The organism is Panacagrimonas sp., from assembly GCF_965216805.1.
Taxonomy (GTDB): domain Bacteria; phylum Pseudomonadota; class Gammaproteobacteria; order Nevskiales; family Nevskiaceae; genus Panacagrimonas.
In genome coordinates this window covers 1966810-1982014 of record NZ_CBDCGN010000002.1, presented here as the reverse complement: position 1 = coordinate 1982014, position 15205 = coordinate 1966810, and the positions used below count along the sequence as shown (strand labels likewise).

The 15205-nt window shown below is 67.6% G+C and carries 19 protein-coding genes; 10 read left to right on the top strand and 9 right to left on the bottom strand.

All coding sequences use genetic code 11. The features are described from left to right. From tmk to rrtA, 9 genes are all read right to left on the bottom strand, one after another. Positions 1 to 624 carry a dTMP kinase gene (gene tmk / locus ACOOHP_RS09500; protein ID WP_420466202.1) on the bottom strand — a complete coding sequence of 208 codons (624 nt, stop codon included), beginning with the start codon at positions 622 to 624 and terminating at the stop codon, positions 1 to 3. Then, positions 621 to 1640, bottom strand: a complete 1020-nt coding sequence (gene mltG / locus ACOOHP_RS09495; RefSeq protein ID WP_420466201.1) for an endolytic transglycosylase MltG — start codon at positions 1638 to 1640, stop codon at positions 621 to 623. The genes tmk and mltG overlap by 4 nt, the downstream gene beginning before the upstream one ends. Next, positions 1637 to 2455 carry an aminodeoxychorismate lyase gene (gene pabC, locus ACOOHP_RS09490; protein WP_420466200.1) on the bottom strand — a complete coding sequence of 273 codons (819 nt, stop codon included), beginning with the start codon at positions 2453 to 2455 and terminating at the stop codon, positions 1637 to 1639. Before pabC ends, mltG begins: the two co-directional genes overlap by 4 nt. Beyond that, positions 2452 to 3762, bottom strand: coding sequence for an aminodeoxychorismate synthase component I (locus ACOOHP_RS09485; protein WP_420466199.1), 1311 nt, complete (start codon positions 3760 to 3762; stop codon positions 2452 to 2454). Before ACOOHP_RS09485 ends, pabC begins: the two co-directional genes overlap by 4 nt. A gap of 13 nt (positions 3763 to 3775) precedes the next feature. Then, positions 3776 to 5020, bottom strand: coding sequence for a beta-ketoacyl-ACP synthase II (gene fabF, locus ACOOHP_RS09480; RefSeq protein ID WP_420466198.1), 1245 nt, complete (start codon positions 5018 to 5020; stop codon positions 3776 to 3778). A gap of 35 nt (positions 5021 to 5055) precedes the next feature. Continuing rightward, entirely contained in the window at positions 5056 to 5298 is a 243-nt protein-coding gene (gene acpP / locus ACOOHP_RS09475) for an acyl carrier protein (RefSeq protein WP_420466197.1), read from the bottom strand. A 115-nt stretch (positions 5299 to 5413) separates the two neighbouring features. Next, on the bottom strand, positions 5414 to 6151 hold the full coding sequence (fabG, locus tag ACOOHP_RS09470; RefSeq protein WP_420466196.1) for a 3-oxoacyl-ACP reductase FabG: 738 nt from the start codon (positions 6149 to 6151) through the stop codon (positions 5414 to 5416). 12 nt (positions 6152 to 6163) lie between these two features. Beyond that, positions 6164 to 7090, bottom strand: a complete 927-nt coding sequence (gene fabD, locus ACOOHP_RS09465) for an ACP S-malonyltransferase (RefSeq protein ID WP_420466195.1) — start codon at positions 7088 to 7090, stop codon at positions 6164 to 6166. Then, a complete protein-coding gene (rrtA, locus tag ACOOHP_RS09460; RefSeq protein WP_420466194.1) occupies positions 7087 to 7671 on the bottom strand; it encodes a rhombosortase in 585 nt (194 codons plus the stop codon). Before rrtA ends, fabD begins: the two co-directional genes overlap by 4 nt. 60 nt (positions 7672 to 7731) lie before the next feature. On the opposite strand from rrtA, the gene gspG reads away from it, so the two are divergent. From gspG to mnmA, 10 genes are all read left to right on the top strand, one after another. Next, positions 7732 to 8184: a type II secretion system major pseudopilin GspG gene (gene gspG, locus ACOOHP_RS09455; protein WP_420466193.1), complete on the top strand. Its 453-nt coding sequence runs from the start codon at positions 7732 to 7734 to the stop codon at positions 8182 to 8184. Positions 8185 to 8280: 96 nt separating this feature from the next. Beyond that, positions 8281 to 8868 carry a type II secretion system minor pseudopilin GspH gene (gspH, locus tag ACOOHP_RS09450; RefSeq protein ID WP_420466192.1) on the top strand — a complete coding sequence of 196 codons (588 nt, stop codon included), beginning with the start codon at positions 8281 to 8283 and terminating at the stop codon, positions 8866 to 8868. Beyond that, on the top strand, positions 8865 to 9245 hold the full coding sequence (gene gspI / locus ACOOHP_RS09445) for a type II secretion system minor pseudopilin GspI (protein WP_420466191.1): 381 nt from the start codon (positions 8865 to 8867) through the stop codon (positions 9243 to 9245). The genes gspH and gspI overlap by 4 nt, the downstream gene beginning before the upstream one ends. Next, positions 9242 to 10096, top strand: coding sequence for a type II secretion system minor pseudopilin GspJ (gspJ, locus tag ACOOHP_RS09440; protein WP_420466190.1), 855 nt, complete (start codon positions 9242 to 9244; stop codon positions 10094 to 10096). The genes gspI and gspJ overlap by 4 nt, the downstream gene beginning before the upstream one ends. Next, positions 10093 to 11118: a type II secretion system minor pseudopilin GspK gene (gene gspK / locus ACOOHP_RS09435; protein WP_420466189.1), complete on the top strand. Its 1026-nt coding sequence runs from the start codon at positions 10093 to 10095 to the stop codon at positions 11116 to 11118. The genes gspJ and gspK overlap by 4 nt, the downstream gene beginning before the upstream one ends. A 28-nt stretch (positions 11119 to 11146) precedes the next feature. Beyond that, positions 11147 to 12346: a type II secretion system protein GspL gene (gene gspL / locus ACOOHP_RS09430; RefSeq protein ID WP_420466188.1), complete on the top strand. Its 1200-nt coding sequence runs from the start codon at positions 11147 to 11149 to the stop codon at positions 12344 to 12346. Further along, on the top strand, positions 12343 to 12888 hold the full coding sequence (gene gspM / locus ACOOHP_RS09425; RefSeq protein WP_420466187.1) for a type II secretion system protein GspM: 546 nt from the start codon (positions 12343 to 12345) through the stop codon (positions 12886 to 12888). Before gspL ends, gspM begins: the two co-directional genes overlap by 4 nt. Further along, a complete protein-coding gene (locus ACOOHP_RS09420) occupies positions 12888 to 13661 on the top strand; it encodes a type II secretion system protein N (RefSeq protein WP_420466966.1) in 774 nt (257 codons plus the stop codon). Before gspM ends, ACOOHP_RS09420 begins: the two co-directional genes overlap by 1 nt. Continuing rightward, a complete protein-coding gene (locus ACOOHP_RS09415) occupies positions 13658 to 14113 on the top strand; it encodes an NUDIX hydrolase (protein ID WP_420466186.1) in 456 nt (151 codons plus the stop codon). Before ACOOHP_RS09420 ends, ACOOHP_RS09415 begins: the two co-directional genes overlap by 4 nt. Positions 14114 to 14125: 12 nt before the next feature. Next, positions 14126 to 15196, top strand: coding sequence for a tRNA 2-thiouridine(34) synthase MnmA (gene mnmA, locus ACOOHP_RS09410; protein WP_420466185.1), 1071 nt, complete (start codon positions 14126 to 14128; stop codon positions 15194 to 15196). The last annotated feature ends 9 nt before the right edge of the window (positions 15197 to 15205 follow it).

Here is a 15205-nt window from a genome sequence, read left to right as displayed (position 1 = left end):
TCACAGGCGCTGCTCCAGCACCGTCAGCAATGCAGCCTGCACTGCGGGCAGCGCAGCCGACGCGTCCAGCACGGCATAGCGCGCGGGTTCGGCGGCGGCGCGCTGCAGATAGCACCGGCGCACGCGTTCCATGAAGGCCAGATTCTCGGCCTCGAAACGGTTCGCGTCGCCACGCGACCTGGCCCGCAACAGGCCGACCTCGGGTGCCACGTCGAACAGCAGCACCAGGTTCGGCCGCAGGTCGCCAAGCACGAAGCCCTCGAGCGCGGACAGCACCTCTGGCGCCAGGCCGCGTCCGGCGCTCTGGTAGGCCCAGCTCGCGTCGACGAAACGATCGCAGACCACGTCCTCGCCACGCGCCAGTGCCGGGGCGATGGTGGCCGCCAGGTGCGCGGCGCGCGCGGCGAACATCAGCAGCACTTCGGTCAGCGGGGTGACGCCTTCGGCCCAATCGTCGAGCACCACGCCGCGAATGGCCTCGGCCAGCGGCGATCCGCCCGGCTCGCGGGTGCGCAGTACCCGTCTGCCCCGCGCCTGCAGCCAGTTCACCACCTGCACAGCGTGAGTCGATTTGCCGGCGCCCTCGCCGCCTTCGAGCGCGATCAAGCGGCCACCTGCGCTCATCCGCCGCGACCTCCCAACTGGTACTTGCGCACCGCAGCCTCGTGCTCGGCCAGGGTGGCGGAAAACTGATGCGAGCCATCGCCGCGCGACACGAAGAACAGCTCGGTGCCCGCGGCGGGGTTGACCGCAGCTTCCAGCGAGGCACGCCCCGGCAGGCAGATCGGCGTCGGCGGCAGGCCGGCACGCGCGTAGGTGTTGTAGGGCCCGTCGGCGAGCAGATCGCGTTTGCGCAGATTGCCGTCGAACAGCTCGCCGAGGCCGTAGATCACGGTGGGGTCGGTCTGCAGTCGCATCCCCATCTGCAGGCGACGCACGAAGACCCCGGCGATGCGCTCGCGCTCCGATGCCAGAGCGGTTTCCTTTTCGATGATCGACGCCATGGTCACCATGTCCTCGGTGCGCGCGTACGGCAAGTCGGGGCGCCGCTGGGCCCAGGTCTGCTGCACGATCCGCTCCATGGCATCGAAGGATTGCTTGAGCAGCGCGACGTCGGTGGTGCCCTTGGGGAAGCGGTAGGTGTCCGGAAACAGGCGGCCCTCGGGATGCAGGCCGGGTCTTTGCAGTGCGGTCATCACGGTTTCGGCGCGCGTATCGGCGAGGGTGCGCAGGATCTCCGGATGTTCCAGCACGATCTTCAGCGCCTGGTCGAAACGCATGCCCTCGATGATGCGCACCTCGTGTAGCACCGTCTTGCCGCCCACCCACAGCGACAGCAGATCCAGGCTGGACAGGCCCGGGTCCAGGCTGTACTCGCCGGCCTTGATGTTGGCGGCTTCGCCCGATATCCGGCCCCAGGCTTCCAGGTACAGCGCCTGGCGCACGTGCGTGAACAGATTTTCGCGGCGCATCTGCAGCACCGCGTCGCGCAACCGGCTGCCAGGCTGCAGTTCGAAGCTGCGGTGCTCGCTGATCGCCAGCGGCGCACGCAGTTGTCGGCGGCCGTCCCACACCAGCGCGGCCGCGGCCAGTGCCGTCAACAGCATCGTCAGCAGCAGAAATTTGAGAATTCGGATCAAGAACCGCTCCAGGGGTGGTCCAGCAGTGCCGCCATTTGCCGCGTCACCGGGCCGGGCGCAGGCAGGTCCAGCCGGCCGATGCGGCGCACCGGCCACAGGCCGATCAGGCTGTTGCTGACGAAGGCTTCGCTGGCATGCCGCACCTCGTCGGGAGAGATGGTACCGATCTCGCAACCCGGTCCGCGGGTGCAGGCCAGTTCGATTAGCTTGTCGCGCATCATGCCGGCGACACCCGCAGACGACAGCTCGGGTGTGACCAGGACGCCATCGATGACGAAGAACACGTTGCTGCGCGTCCCGCAGACCACGCGCCCCTCGGCATCGCACATCAATGCCTCTTGCTGATCGGCCTGCCAGTCGCGGCTGGCCAGCACCTGCTCCAGCCGGTTGAGGTGCTTGATTCCGGCCAGACGCCGCTGAATGCCGAGCAGCACCGGACTCCATTGCAGATTCACGCCTTCGATCCAACTGGCCGCTGCATGCGCCGGCAACGGCCGCAACTGCAGCAGACGGTCGCAGGCATCGCTGAGCGCGGTGTAGCCGCGTCCGGAATCGGTGCGACTCAAGGTGATTCGCAGCACGCCCTGCATGGCGGTTTGCGCGAGCGCGTCGGCCTCCGTGCCCAGCAGTGCCGTGTCCGTCGCCTGCAGACTCAGCGCCTCGGCATCGCGCAGCAGCCTTGCCAACTGGCGATCGCGATCCACCACCCGGCCGTCGAGCACCAGCGCGGTGCGGAACACGCCGTCGCCGTAATGCAGCGCGCGGGTCCCGGTCCAGGCACCCGCCACCGCACCGCCGTTAAACCAGGTGCTCATACGCCTGCCCCCAGTGCCAGCAACAGGCCGCGGGCCTTGATCCGGGTTTCCGCCAATTCCAGTTCCGCCACCGAGTCCGCCACGATGCCCGCCCCGGCGCGCAGGCTGACCTGGCCGTCCTGGATCACCAGGCTGCGGATGAGGATGTTGCTGTCCAGACGCCCACAGCGCGACAGATAGCCCATCGAGCCGGTATACGGGCCGCGGCCGACACGCTCGAGTTCGGCGATGATTTCCATGGAGCGGACCTTGGGGCAGCCGGTGATGGTGCCGCCGGGAAAAACGGCCGCCAGAATGTCGCCCGGACCGACACCGTCACGCAAACGCCCGCGCACGTTGGAGACGATGTGATGGACGTGGGCGTAACTTTCCAGGTCCATCAGTTCGCTGACCTCGACGCTGCCCGGCCGGCACACGCGGCCGAGATCGTTGCGTTCCAGATCGATCAGCATGACGTGCTCGGCGCGCTCCTTGAGGCTGCCGATCAACTGGACACGCAGCGCCTGATCGTTGTCGCCTTGCCCTCGCGGTCGCGTGCCGGCAATAGGCCGGGTCTGCACGCGGTCGCCGCAAACCTGGACCAGCCGTTCGGGCGAGGAGCTGAGCACGCTGACGCCGTCCACCTGCGCGAGCCCGGCAAAAGGTGCGGGGTTGTGCCGACGCAACGCGCGGTAGACGGTGGTCGCGTCGATGCCCGGCCGTAGCCGGCCGCGCCAGCCACGCGAAAGATTGACCTGGAAGCAGTCGCCCGCCAGCAGATAGTCCTGAATCCGCCCGACCCCCTGCAGAAAGGCCGAGGGGAGGTCCTCCTGCAGCGCCTCGACCAGCACGGCGGGCGGCTCCCCGGGAGGTGCCAACGATGATGCGCTCGACCAGGCGTTTCGCATGGCCTCCAGCTGCGAAGGATCATCCTCGGCAAACAGGTGCGTCAGGCTCAGCTCACGGTCGTGGATCATGACCGCCGTGCAACGCACCGCGAGGAAATCCGGCAGGCGATACGGCGACGGTGGCAGGCGCAGACGCGGTTCCAGGTCGGTGGCCGCTTCGTATCCGAGCAGCAGAAACCAGCCACCCAGGAACGGCAGTTCGGGATCGGGCTCACAGCGTGCGTTCGACCATTCAGCCGTCAAACGGGCGAAACCGTCACGACCCGACAAGCGCTGGCCGGGAAAGCCGAACAGCAGGTCGTAGCGTCCCGATTGCGGATGCCCGGCAGCGCTTTGCAGCAGGAAGGGGTAGCGCTCCGGCGCTTGCCGGTGCACTTCCAAAAGATCAATAGAACCCGGTAGTTCGGCGCGCAACTTCATGCGGCCGGAGGAATTACTTCAACCTGGAAAATACCAGACTGCCGTTGGTGCCGCCGAAGCCGAAGGAGTTGGACAGCACCACATCCAGTCTGGCCTGTCGCGCGCTGTGCGGCACGTAGTCCAGATCGCAGTCTTCGCTCGGATTGTCGAGATTGATCGTCGGCGGAATCACCTGATCGCGCAGGGCCAGGCAGCAGAACACCGCCTCGATACCGCCGGCCGCACCGAGCAGATGGCCGGTCATCGACTTGGTGGAGCTCACTGCCAGCTTGCGGGCGTGATCGCCGAAGCCGCGCTTGATCGCGGTGGTCTCGGCCTTGTCGCCCGCCGGTGTGGAAGTGCCGTGAGCATTGATGTAATCGACCTGCTCGGGGTTGATCCCGGCGTCGCGCAGGGCGTTGACCATGGCGCGGCAGGCGCCGTTGCCGTCGTCCGGAGGCAAGGTGATGTGATAGGCGTCGCTGGACATACCGAAGCCGGTCAGCTCGGCGTAGATGCGCGCGCCCCTGGCCTTGGCTTGTTCGTACTCTTCCAGCACCAGCACGCCGGCACCGTCACCGAGCACGAAGCCATCGCGATCGCGGTCCCAGGGGCGGCTGGCTCGTTGGGGGTCGTCGTTGCGCGTGGACAGCGCGCGGGCCTGGCAGAAGCCGGCCATGCCGGCCGGGCTGGAACCGGCTTCGGCGCCGCCGGTCAGGCACACGTCGCAATCGCCGGCCTGGATCATGCGTGCGCCCATGCCGATGCTGTGCGCCGCGGTGGTGCAGGCGCTCACCGTGGCAAAGCTGGGCCCGGCGATTCCCAGTTCGATCGAGGCGTAGCCGGACACCATGTTGATGATCGAACCCGGCACGAAGAAAGGCGACACCCGCTTGGGCCCTACCTTGTGCAGTTCGCGGATCTCGTCTTCGATCTTGCCGATGCCGCCGATGCCGGAACCGACGATGACCCCGATGCGCTCGCGATTGGCATCGGTGATCTCCAGCCCCGCGTCGTGCACGGCCTGCTTGCAGGCGGCCACCCCGTAATGAATGAAGTGGTCGGTCTTGCGCAGTTCCTTGGGTCCCATCGCGTCTTCGGGCTTGAAATCCGAAGACACCAGCCCGGCGAACCGGGTGGTGTACAGCGACACGTCGTATTTCTCGATGGGGCCGATGCCGGACTTGCCGGCCAGGATGTTGGACCACGCCAGGTCCAGACTGGAGCCGACCGGGGACACAATGCCCAGGCCGGTAATGACGACGCGCCGGCTACTCATCATGTCGGCTGCTCGATCCTCTGAACGGGCCCCGATCAGGCCTGGTTGGTGTGGGTCTTGATGTAGTTCAGCACATCCTGGAAGGTCACGATCTTCTCGGCCTCTTCGTCGGGGATGTCGATTTCAAACTCTTCTTCCAGCGCCATCACCAGTTCGACGGTGTCCAGCGAATCGGCGCCCAGGTCCTCCACGAACGAGGCGTTCGGGCTGATCTGATCTTCGGCCACCGAAAGCTGTTCGGCGATGATTTTTTTGACCTTCTCTTCGAGACTGCTCATGAAAACTCCCCTGGGGGTTGATTAAAGCCGCGGCATTGTAATGGCGAGCCTAGGGCAAGGCCAGCAAACAACATTCCAAAATTTCGATGGGCGTACGGGACGTGTGGGACGGGGGTCAACCCATGTGCATGCCGCCGTTGACGTGGAGGGTTTCGCCGGTGATGTAGCCGGCTTCCGCCGAGGCCAGGAAGGCCACCGCGGCGGCGATATCCTGAGGCAATCCGAGCCGTCCTGCAGGAACCTGTGCCAGCAGCGCGGCGTGCGCCTGTTCGCCGAGGCCCTTGGTCATGTCGGTGTCGATGAAGCCCGGCGCCACCACGTTGACGGTGATGCCGCGCGAGCCGATCTCGCGCGCCAGCGACTTGGAGAAGCCGACCAGCCCGGCCTTGGCCGCGCAGTAGTTGGCCTGCCCGGGATTGCCGATCGCGCCGACCACCGAGCCGATCGACACGATCCGACCCTTGCGGGCCTTCATCATGCCGCGCAGCACCGCCCGCGACAGCCGGAATACCGATGTCAGGTCGGTGGCGATCACGGTGTCCCAGTCCTCATCCTTCATGCGCAACAGCAGCGTGTCGCGGGTGACACCGGCGTTGTTGACCAGAATGGAGACGGCGCCGACACCCTTGCCGATCTCCTCGACGGCGCTTTCGCAGGCGCCGGCGCTGGTGACGTCAACTACTCTTGCCTGTCCGCCCAGCGGCGCCAGCCACTGCGCAATGGCGTCACGCCCGGCCTCGCTGGTGGCGGTGCCGATCACAGTGGCACCATCCTGTGCCAGGCGCTCGGCGATGGCGCGACCGATACCGCGGCTGGCGCCAGTGACCAGGGCGATCTCTCCCTGCAACTTCATCGTGCAAATCTCCTAAGCGTTCAGGGTGGCAGCCGCCTGCGACAGCCCGGCCGGGTCTTCCAGCGCCACCGAGGTCAAGCCTTCGGCGATACGCTTGTTCAGACCCACCAGCACCTTGCCGGGACCGCATTCGAACAATCGTGCAATCCCCGTCGCCTGCAGTGCCTGCACCGTCTGCGTCCAACGCACCGGCTGGTGCAATTGCGCGGCCAGGGCGGCGCGGATGCCGGCGGCGTCCGCGCGCGGCGCCGCGTCCAGGTTGTGCAGCACACGGATCGACGGCGGCACGATGTCGATTTTTTCCAGTGCCGCGGCCAGCATTTGCGCAGCACCCCGCATCAGCGAGCAATGCGAGGGCACCGACATCGCCAGGCGCTTGACCATGCGTGCGCCGCTGGCCTTGCCGTTGGCGTCCAGCCAGTCCAGCGCGCCGATCTCGCCGGCCACCACCACTTGGCCCGGCGCGTTGAAATTGGCCGGCTCCAGCACCCCGTCCGGGCATTCCGCACACAGGCGCGCCACCGCCTCGTCATCCAGCCCGACGATGGCGGTCATGCCGCCGGTACCGGCGGGAACGGCGGCCTGCATCAGCTGCCCGCGCAATTCCACCAGCCTGAGCGCATCGGAGAAGCCGAGGCTGCCGGCGGCGACCAGTGCCGAATACTCACCCAGGCTATGGCCCGCCAGCGCGGCGGGTGCCGGCAGATTCTGCGACTGCCACAGTCGCCACAGTGCGACGCTGGCGGCGAGCAGGGCGGGCTGGGTCCGATCGGTCCGATTCAGTTCTTCGACCGGCCCGTTGCGCACCAGGCCGGCCAGATCCCAGCCCAGCACCTCCGAAGCTTCGCGCAAGGTGGCGTCGATGACGGGCGCTGCGTGCGCGCCCAGCATGCCGACCGCTTGAGAGCCCTGGCCCGGAAACAGCAAAGCGTAACTCACAGATCGCGTTCTCCTGGCGGGAAGGTTTTGAAGATCAGGCCATAGGCCAGGGCGGCGAGTGTGCCGAACAAGTGGGCTTGCGTCACTACGCGACCGCCGATGGCCTGTTCATCCGACAGCGGCGCGCCCACCAGCACTTCCCACAACAGCTTGCCGGCCAGATAGGCCAGACAGACCAGGGCGATGCGATCGCCCGCGCGCGCCTGCGGTACCAGGCCCAACACGAACAGGCCATGCAATACGCCGGAGAATCCGACATACCACGCCAGAGCCGGCATCAGCGCGTACAAGGACGCCGACACCGCCAGCGACAGCAGCAGGACGCGGCGCACCCACTCGGCCGGGCGCAGCGGCTGCGGGCACAGCCACAGCAGCACCGCCAGTCCAAGCAGGTTGAGCATGCAGTGATACCAGCCCAGATGAACCAAGTGACCGGTGAGCAGACGCCACACCTGACCGCCTTGCAGTCCCTCGCGGGTCAGTGCCAGCGCGTCGCGCAGCGGTTGGTCGCCTGCGGCGAGAGCCAGCATCAGCAAGGCCAGGGTCAGCGGCGGCCACAGCGCACGCAGGGAACTTCGCAAACTGCCCGCTGTTATCATCGCTTGACGCATTGTCGCGTCCGACTCCCGAAGCTACGCAACATGAATATTCAAGGCCGCCGCGGCCTGCGTGCGCACCGCGGTTTCACGCTGATCGAGATCATGGTGGTGGTGGTCATCCTGGGCATTCTGGCCGCCGTGGTGGTGCCGCGCATCATGGACCGACCCGACGACGCCCGTATCGCCCGCGCCAAGCAGGACGTGCGCGCTCTGGAAGCCGCGCTCAATCTCTACAAGCTGGACAATTTCTACTATCCCAGCACGCAGCAGGGTATCGAAGCCCTGGTCACCCAGCCGTCCGGCGAGCCCGCGGCCAAGAACTGGAAACCCGGCGGCTATATCGGCCAGCTTCCCAAGGACCCCTGGGGCAATCCCTACCAGTACCTGTCGCCCGGGGTACAGGGCGAAATCGACATCTTCTCGCTGGGGGCCGATAACCGGCCCGGCGGCGAGGGTGCGGCGGCCGACATCGGCAACTGGAACATGAGTGGGTGATCACGGGGTGGGCGCTCGCGGACCGGGTGATCCGGACCGGGTGAGCGGTCGCGCCGATTCGGTCCGATCGGTCGACCCGGTCGGGCGCTGACGCCCATGCCGCGCACCGCCCTCGCCCGCGACCGGCCCGACCTCGGCTTCACCCTGCTGGAGTTGCTGGTGGTGATGGTGATCATCGGCGTGCTGGCGACTTTGGTGAGCCTGACCGTCTCCGGCCGGGCGGTGGACGATCGCATGCAGGCGGAATCGCGGCGGCTGGAGCAGCTGCTGCAACTGGCGTCCGACGAAGCCCAGGCCAAGGGGCTGGAGTTCGGCTTTCGCGTGACTCAGGCCGGTATCGAGTTTCTGGTGCCGGACGGCCTGTCCGGGCAGTGGTCGGTCGTCGAAGAAGGCCTGTTCCGGCCGCGCGAGATTCCGCAGCCGTTCGAGCTCGAACTGCGTATCGATGGTCGCCTGCAGAAGCCGGCGCCGATCGAAGATCCCGAAGCCAGGATCTCCGACGATGGCCGCCTGGCGTTGAACGAGGACACCACGACCGAGCCGCAGGTGCTGATCCTGTCCAGCGGCGAGGTCACCGCCTTCACGCTGGACGTGGTTTTGCCCGACAACGCCGCGTACTACCGCGTCGAGGGCACCGCCCTGGGACAGTTCAGCTACGAGCGCCTGGAACGCGGCGCGTCATGATCCGCACGCGACTTCCGTCACGCGGATTCACCCTGGTCGAAGTGCTGGTTGCGGTGGCGGTGCTGGCCATCGCGCTGTCGGCGGTGATCGGCGCGATGGCGCAGCAGGCCAACAACGCCGGCTATCTGCGCCAGAAGACCCTGGCCTTGTGGGTGGCGCACAACCGCCTGACCGAGTTCCAGCTGGAGGCCGAGCGGCCCGGCACCGGTCGCAGCAACGGCAAAGCGCAGATGAGCGGTGTCGAGTGGGTGTGGCGGGCGCAAGTCGCCGGCACCGAGGACCCGTATCTCAATCGCGTCGACATCGAGGTCTACGGCCCTGGTCGGGAAGACGCCGCGCTGGCCAGCCTGACCGGCTTTCTGCCGGCACGGCGATGAGCCGGCGACGCAGCGCAGGCGCGGCGGTCGCGCGACAGCGGGGATTCACCCTGCTGGAAATCATCGTCGTCGTGCTGGTGTTCTCGATCATGGCGGCGATGGCATACGGCGGACTCAACAGCGTGCTCAAGACGCGCGTCGGCATCGAGAATTCGATGGACCGCACTGCGGATTTCCAGCGCGCCTTCCTGCGCTTGCGCACAGACTTCCACAACCTGCGCGACCGCCCGCTACGCGACAGCTTCGGCGACCCCGAGCCGGCATTTTCCTACACACAGGACGAGGTCCTGAGTCTGGTCCGCGGCGGCTGGCGCAGTCCGCTCGATAGCGGGCGCTCCAGCATGGAGCGCGTCAGCTACCGTCTGGAGGACGGCGAGTTGCGCCGCAGCAGCTATCCCATGCTGGACCTGCCGCAGGATGCCGAGCCGGTCGACCTGCCCTTGCTGAGCGATATCGACGAAGTTCGCTGGCGCTTTCTGGACACTGCGCTGCAGTGGCAGGAAGCGTGGCCACCGCGCGACCAACAGAGCGGCGACCGCGCCAGCCTCGCCACCGTGCCGCCGCCGGTGGCGGTGGAACTCGTCCTGGTCACCTCCGACTGGGGCGAGCTGCGCTACCTGTTCCGCACGCCGCTGTCGCAATTGGGCGCCGTCGCCGGTGCCGGCAGTGGCGGCGGTCTGCTGACCAGGCAGGGCCTGCTGCCCGGGCGGCTGATCGGTGGGCAGGCACCGGTGCAGCCCGGAGCGCAGGAGCAGGAGCAGACACCGGAGCCGGAAGCCGAGGCCGAACCGGCGCCGACAGAGCCAAGCCCGGCGGACGGCGGCGACACCGCGGAGCAGGCCGAGTCGTGAACCCCGCCCGTACTCATCCCGGGCGCCAGCGCGGCGTCGCGCTGATCACCGCGGTCCTGATCGTATCCATCGCGGTCATCGCCGCCACCGCAGTGCTCGACGCGGGCCACTTCGCCATCCAGCGAACTTCCACCCTGCAGGATTCGGCGCGCGCCTGGGGTTATGCCAGCGGCGCCGAGGACTGGGTGCGCACGGTGCTGGAGCGCGACGCCGAGGACAACGACTACGACGCGCTCGACGATGCCTGGGCCACGCCGCAAAGCCTGCCGGTGGAAAACGGCGTGATCCAGGGCCGCATCACCGACGCCACCGCGCAGTACAACCTCAACAACCTGGGCCTGGCAGACGACAGCACCAACCTCGGCACCAGCGGCCAGCCCGACACCGAGTTCCAGCGCCAGGTCCGCCTGTTCGCGCGCCTGATCGAAAACATCGAAGGCGGCACCAGCCTGATCCCGGACCCGCTGGTCCTGGCGCAGTCCATCCGCGATTGGATCGACGCGGATCAGAATCCCACCGGCAGCGGTCGCGAGGACAACGACTACCTGTCGCTGGACCCTCCGCGCCGCGCCGCCAACCGCCCGATGGCCAGCGTCACCGAATTGCGCAGCGTGCTCGACGCGATGTACGACGCGCGCTCCGACGACGCGCGCAAGGTGTACCGTCTGCTGCTGCCGCACGTCACCGCACTGCCGGTGGACGGCGTGACGCCGATCAACGTCAACACCGCCACACCCGAGCTGCTGATGGCGCTCAGCGCCAAGCCCGGCGGCAACGCGCGCCTGCGCGAATTTTCCGAGTTGCGGGAAGAGCAGCCGCTGGAGAATCCGGCGCAGATCAGCGAGAAACTGGAGTTGATCGGCGGCGACGCCGACCCCTCCATGCTGACCGTATCCACCCGCCTGTTCCGCCTGCAGCTGGAAGCGGTGGTCGGCAATGGTCGTGTGGCACTATATAGCCTGATATATCGATCCGACCGCGGCACGCCCGTGGTCCTCGTGCGCAGCACGGATACCGAATAAACCCTTCTTCAGCGGCCCTTACCCCGGCGTGCGCGAAACTCTTTACATCCGGCTGGGCGCCACGCCTGCAGACGACGTCCGGTTCGCCACCGGCACCGCCGAGGCGCGCAGCCTGGAAGTTCGCAACGGCTCCTTGCACCAGGCCGCTGCACTGGCTGCGGGCCGCCGAGTGGTGGTGTTCGCCCCCGCCGCAGACGTGCGCCTGACCGCGGTGGCGGTGCCGGCCCGGCAGGTGGCCAAGGTATTGCAGGCGCTGCCCTACGCCCTGGAGGACCAGGTTGCGGAGGACATCGACACCCTGCACTTCTCGCTCGGCCCGCGTCAGGCCGACGGCCGCTATCCGGTGGCGATCGTGTCGCACACGCGTCTGCAGAGCTGGCTGGCGCCGCTGCGCGAACACGGCCTGCGGCCCGACGTGCTGACCCCCGAAGTGCTGGCGCTGCCGGTCGACCCCGGCGGCGAATCCTGGAGCGGCCTGGCCGACGGCGAGTACGTCGTCGTGCGCACTGGCAGCTGGTCCGGCTTCGCCTGCCACGTCGGCGATCTGCCCGGCTACCTGCACATCGCTGCGGGCGACGGCAAGCCACCGCTGCGCCTGCTGGTCTGCGGCGACTCCGCAGCCGACTGGACGCAACTGGACTGGCCGCTGCACCTGCTGCCCGGACACGGCGACGCGCTGTCGGCACTGGCAGTGCACTGGCGCGACGAACACGCCATCAACCTGCTGCAAGGGGTTTATTCGCAGCAGCAGGACCTGCAGAAATTCTGGAAGCCGTGGCGGGTATCGGCGGCCTTGCTGGCCCTGTGGCTGCTGGTCCTGTTGGTCGGCGTGACCGTGGACAACGCGCGCCTGGCTGCAGCGCTGCAGGCGCAGGATCAGGCCAATCTGCAGCGCTTCCAGCAACTGTTTCCGAGTCAGACGCGGGTGGTCAACCTGGAGGCGCAGCTCGATCAGCAGTTGCGTGCGCTGGGCGGCGGCGCCGCGGGCGGCCCGCTGGTACTGATCGAGGTGCTGAGCCAGGCCCTCAAGGCCAGCCCCGGTCTCAAGCTGGGCGGCATGCAATATCGCGACGGCGCGCTGTTCCTGTCCATGACCGCATCCGACCTGCAAGTGTTGGAGAACCTGCGCAACTGGTTTGCCGGCCAGCGTGCCGCCACCCTGGAAGTGCAGTCTGCCAACGCCGAATCCGGCAGCGTGCAGATTCGCGCCCGCCTCAATCCCGCATGAAGACGCCCGCGCTACCGCCCGCACTCGCCCAGACCTGGAACCAGGCCTGGACGCAGTCGCGCGAACGGTTCCTGGCCCTGCAGATGCGCGAGCGCTGGCTGGTGACGGTGGGCGCCGCGGCGCTGCTCGTCACCCTGCTCTACCTGCTGATGTGGGAGCCGATGATGCAGTCGCGCCAGCAGCGCATGGCTGGCCTGGAGGCCGCGCGTGCCGTCGCGATCAAGCTGGAACAGGCCGCGGTGCAGGTCCATCGGAGTCAGGGCAATGCGCCGGCGGCGGCGGCCGGACGCGGAATGTCGCTGATGGCGGCAGTGGATCAGGCCAGCAAGCAGGGCAGCCTGGGCAAAAGCCCGTCGCGTATCCAGCCCGAAGGCGATACCGAAGTGCGCGTCTGGTTCGAAGACGTCGCCTTCGACGGGCTGGTGCGCTGGCTGGCGAAACTGCAGACGGGTTATGGGGTGAGCGTGCAGACCTTCGATATCGAGCCGCAAGCCACGCCGGGCCGGGTCGACGTACGGCTGTCGCTGGTGCGTGCCTCGTGATGAAGCATGCGCGGCTGCTGCTGTTTGGGGTGGCAGTGTTCGCACTGACGGTGCTGCTGCATGCGCCGGTGGATCGCGTTTACGGCTGGTTCGCGCCCGCGCTGATGCAAAGTCCTGTGCAGCTTTACGGCCTGGACGGCACGGTGTCTGCGGGTAGTGCCGCCAGCGTCCAGGTGCGCAACCAGCCGGCACTGAACGATTTGGCCTGGACCTTGCGCCCGCTGCACCTGCTGCTGGGGCGCGCCAGCTTTCACCTCAACGGCGGCAGCCGGGGCACGCTGCTGGACGGCAAGGTCGCGCTGGTGCCGTCAGGGACCATGACCCTGAGCGATCTGCGGTTCTCTACGCCGGTGGCGGCGCTGGCCGCGCTGGCGGGTCAGGCCAACCTGCCCTTGCAAGGACAGGCTGGGTTGCAGATCGAAACCCTGCGCCTGCGCAAGCAGTGGCCGGATCGCGCGCAGGCCACCGCGACCGTGCGCGGCCTGGGCTGGAAGCTCGGTCGCGACCCGGTGGTTCTGGGCGACTACCAGGCCCTGATCGAGAGCGAAACCGCCGGCATCAAGGCGACGTTCAGCACCCTGGCAGGCGCGCTCGACGTCACCGGTGAAGCGCAACTGGGACATGACCGTCGATACGCGTTGCACCTGCAGATGAAGCCCAAGCCGGATGCCCCGCCGCTGGTCGGCAACTTGGTGCGCAATCTGGGTCAGCCCGACGCCCAGGGCTGGTATCACCTGCGTCGTCAGGGCAGCGCCGCGGGGACCACGCCGTGAGCACTTCGTCCTGGCAGCCGCACATCGTGGTCGCCGCGGTGGTGGAGCGCGAAGGCCGCTACCTGATGGTGGAAGAGCTGATCGACGGCGAACTGCGCATCAACCAGCCGGCCGGACACTGGGAGGCCGACGAAACGCTGGTGCAAGGCGTGGTCCGCGAAACTCTGGAAGAGTCCGCGTGGCAGGTGCAGCCGACCGGTTTTCTCGGCACCTACGTGTGGCAGCCCGACACCCTGCCCTACGCCTTCGTGCGCTTTGCATTCGTCGCCCAGGCGTTGACGCACGAGCCCGAACGCCAACTCGACGCCGGCATCCTGCGCGCACGCTGGATGAGCCTGGACGAGCTGCTGGCGTGTCGGGAGCTGCACCGCGGCCCCGCGGTCCTGCAGTGCGTCGAAGACCATCGCGCCGGCCGCATCCTGCCGCTGGACGTGGTGCGACACCTGCTCTGAAGCCGTCGCATCGTGAGCGCACCGCATGTCATCGTCGGCCTGTCCGGCGGGGTCGATTCCGCCGTCGCCGCCTGGCGCCTGAAGGATCAGGGTTATCGGGTGTCCGGCCTGTTCATGCAGAACTGGACCGAGGACGAGCAGGGTTACTGCACCGCGGCGGAGGACTTCCAGTCGGCGCGCGCGGTGGCCGAGGAACTGAGTATCCCGCTGCACCGCGTGGATTTCTCCGCCGAATACCGCGAGCGCGTGTTCGCGCACTTTCTCGATGATTACCGTGCGGGCCGCACGCCCAATCCGGACCTGCTGTGCAACCGCGAGGTCAAGTTCCAACCGTTCCGCGAACACGCGCTGCGACTGGGCGCGGACTTCGTCGCCACCGGTCACTACGCGCGCCTGCACGACGGTGCGCTGCTGCGCTCGGTGACCGAGGACAAGGACCAGACCTATTTCCTGGCGCTGGTGGCGCGCGAACATTTCGAGCGCGTGCTGTTTCCGATCGGCGATCTGGCCAAGCCGGAGGTACGCGAGCTCGCGCGCAAAGCAGGCTTGCCGAATCATCGGCGCAAGGATTCCACCGGCATCTGTTTCATCGGCGAGCGGCCGTTCCGCGAATTTCTGCAGCATTACCTGCAGCCGAACCCGGGCCCGATGGTGGACGACGCTGGCACGTACATCGGCGAGCATCAGGGCTTGATGTTCTACACGCTGGGTCAGCGGCGCGGTCTGAGCATCGGCGGCCGTCGCGGGGCCAGGCAGGCTCCGTGGTACGTCGCCGCCAAGCGGCTCGCCGACAACACGCTGGTGGTGACGCAGGACGCCCACCATCCGCTGCTGATGAGCACACGACTGCGCACGTGCGGCTTCTCGTGGATCGAGCGCCCGACTGAATTTTCATGTCCGCTGCACGCGCGCATCCGCCATCGACAGGCCTTGCAGGCCTGTAGCGCCGAAGCGCTGCCGGACGGCAGTGTCGAGGTGCGGTTCGAGCAGCCGCAGCGGGCCGTCTCGCCCGGGCAGTACTGCGTGCTGTACGACGGTGAGCGCTGCCTGGGTGGCGGGGAAATCGAGAATTCCGTGTCCTGAGTGCGCTGC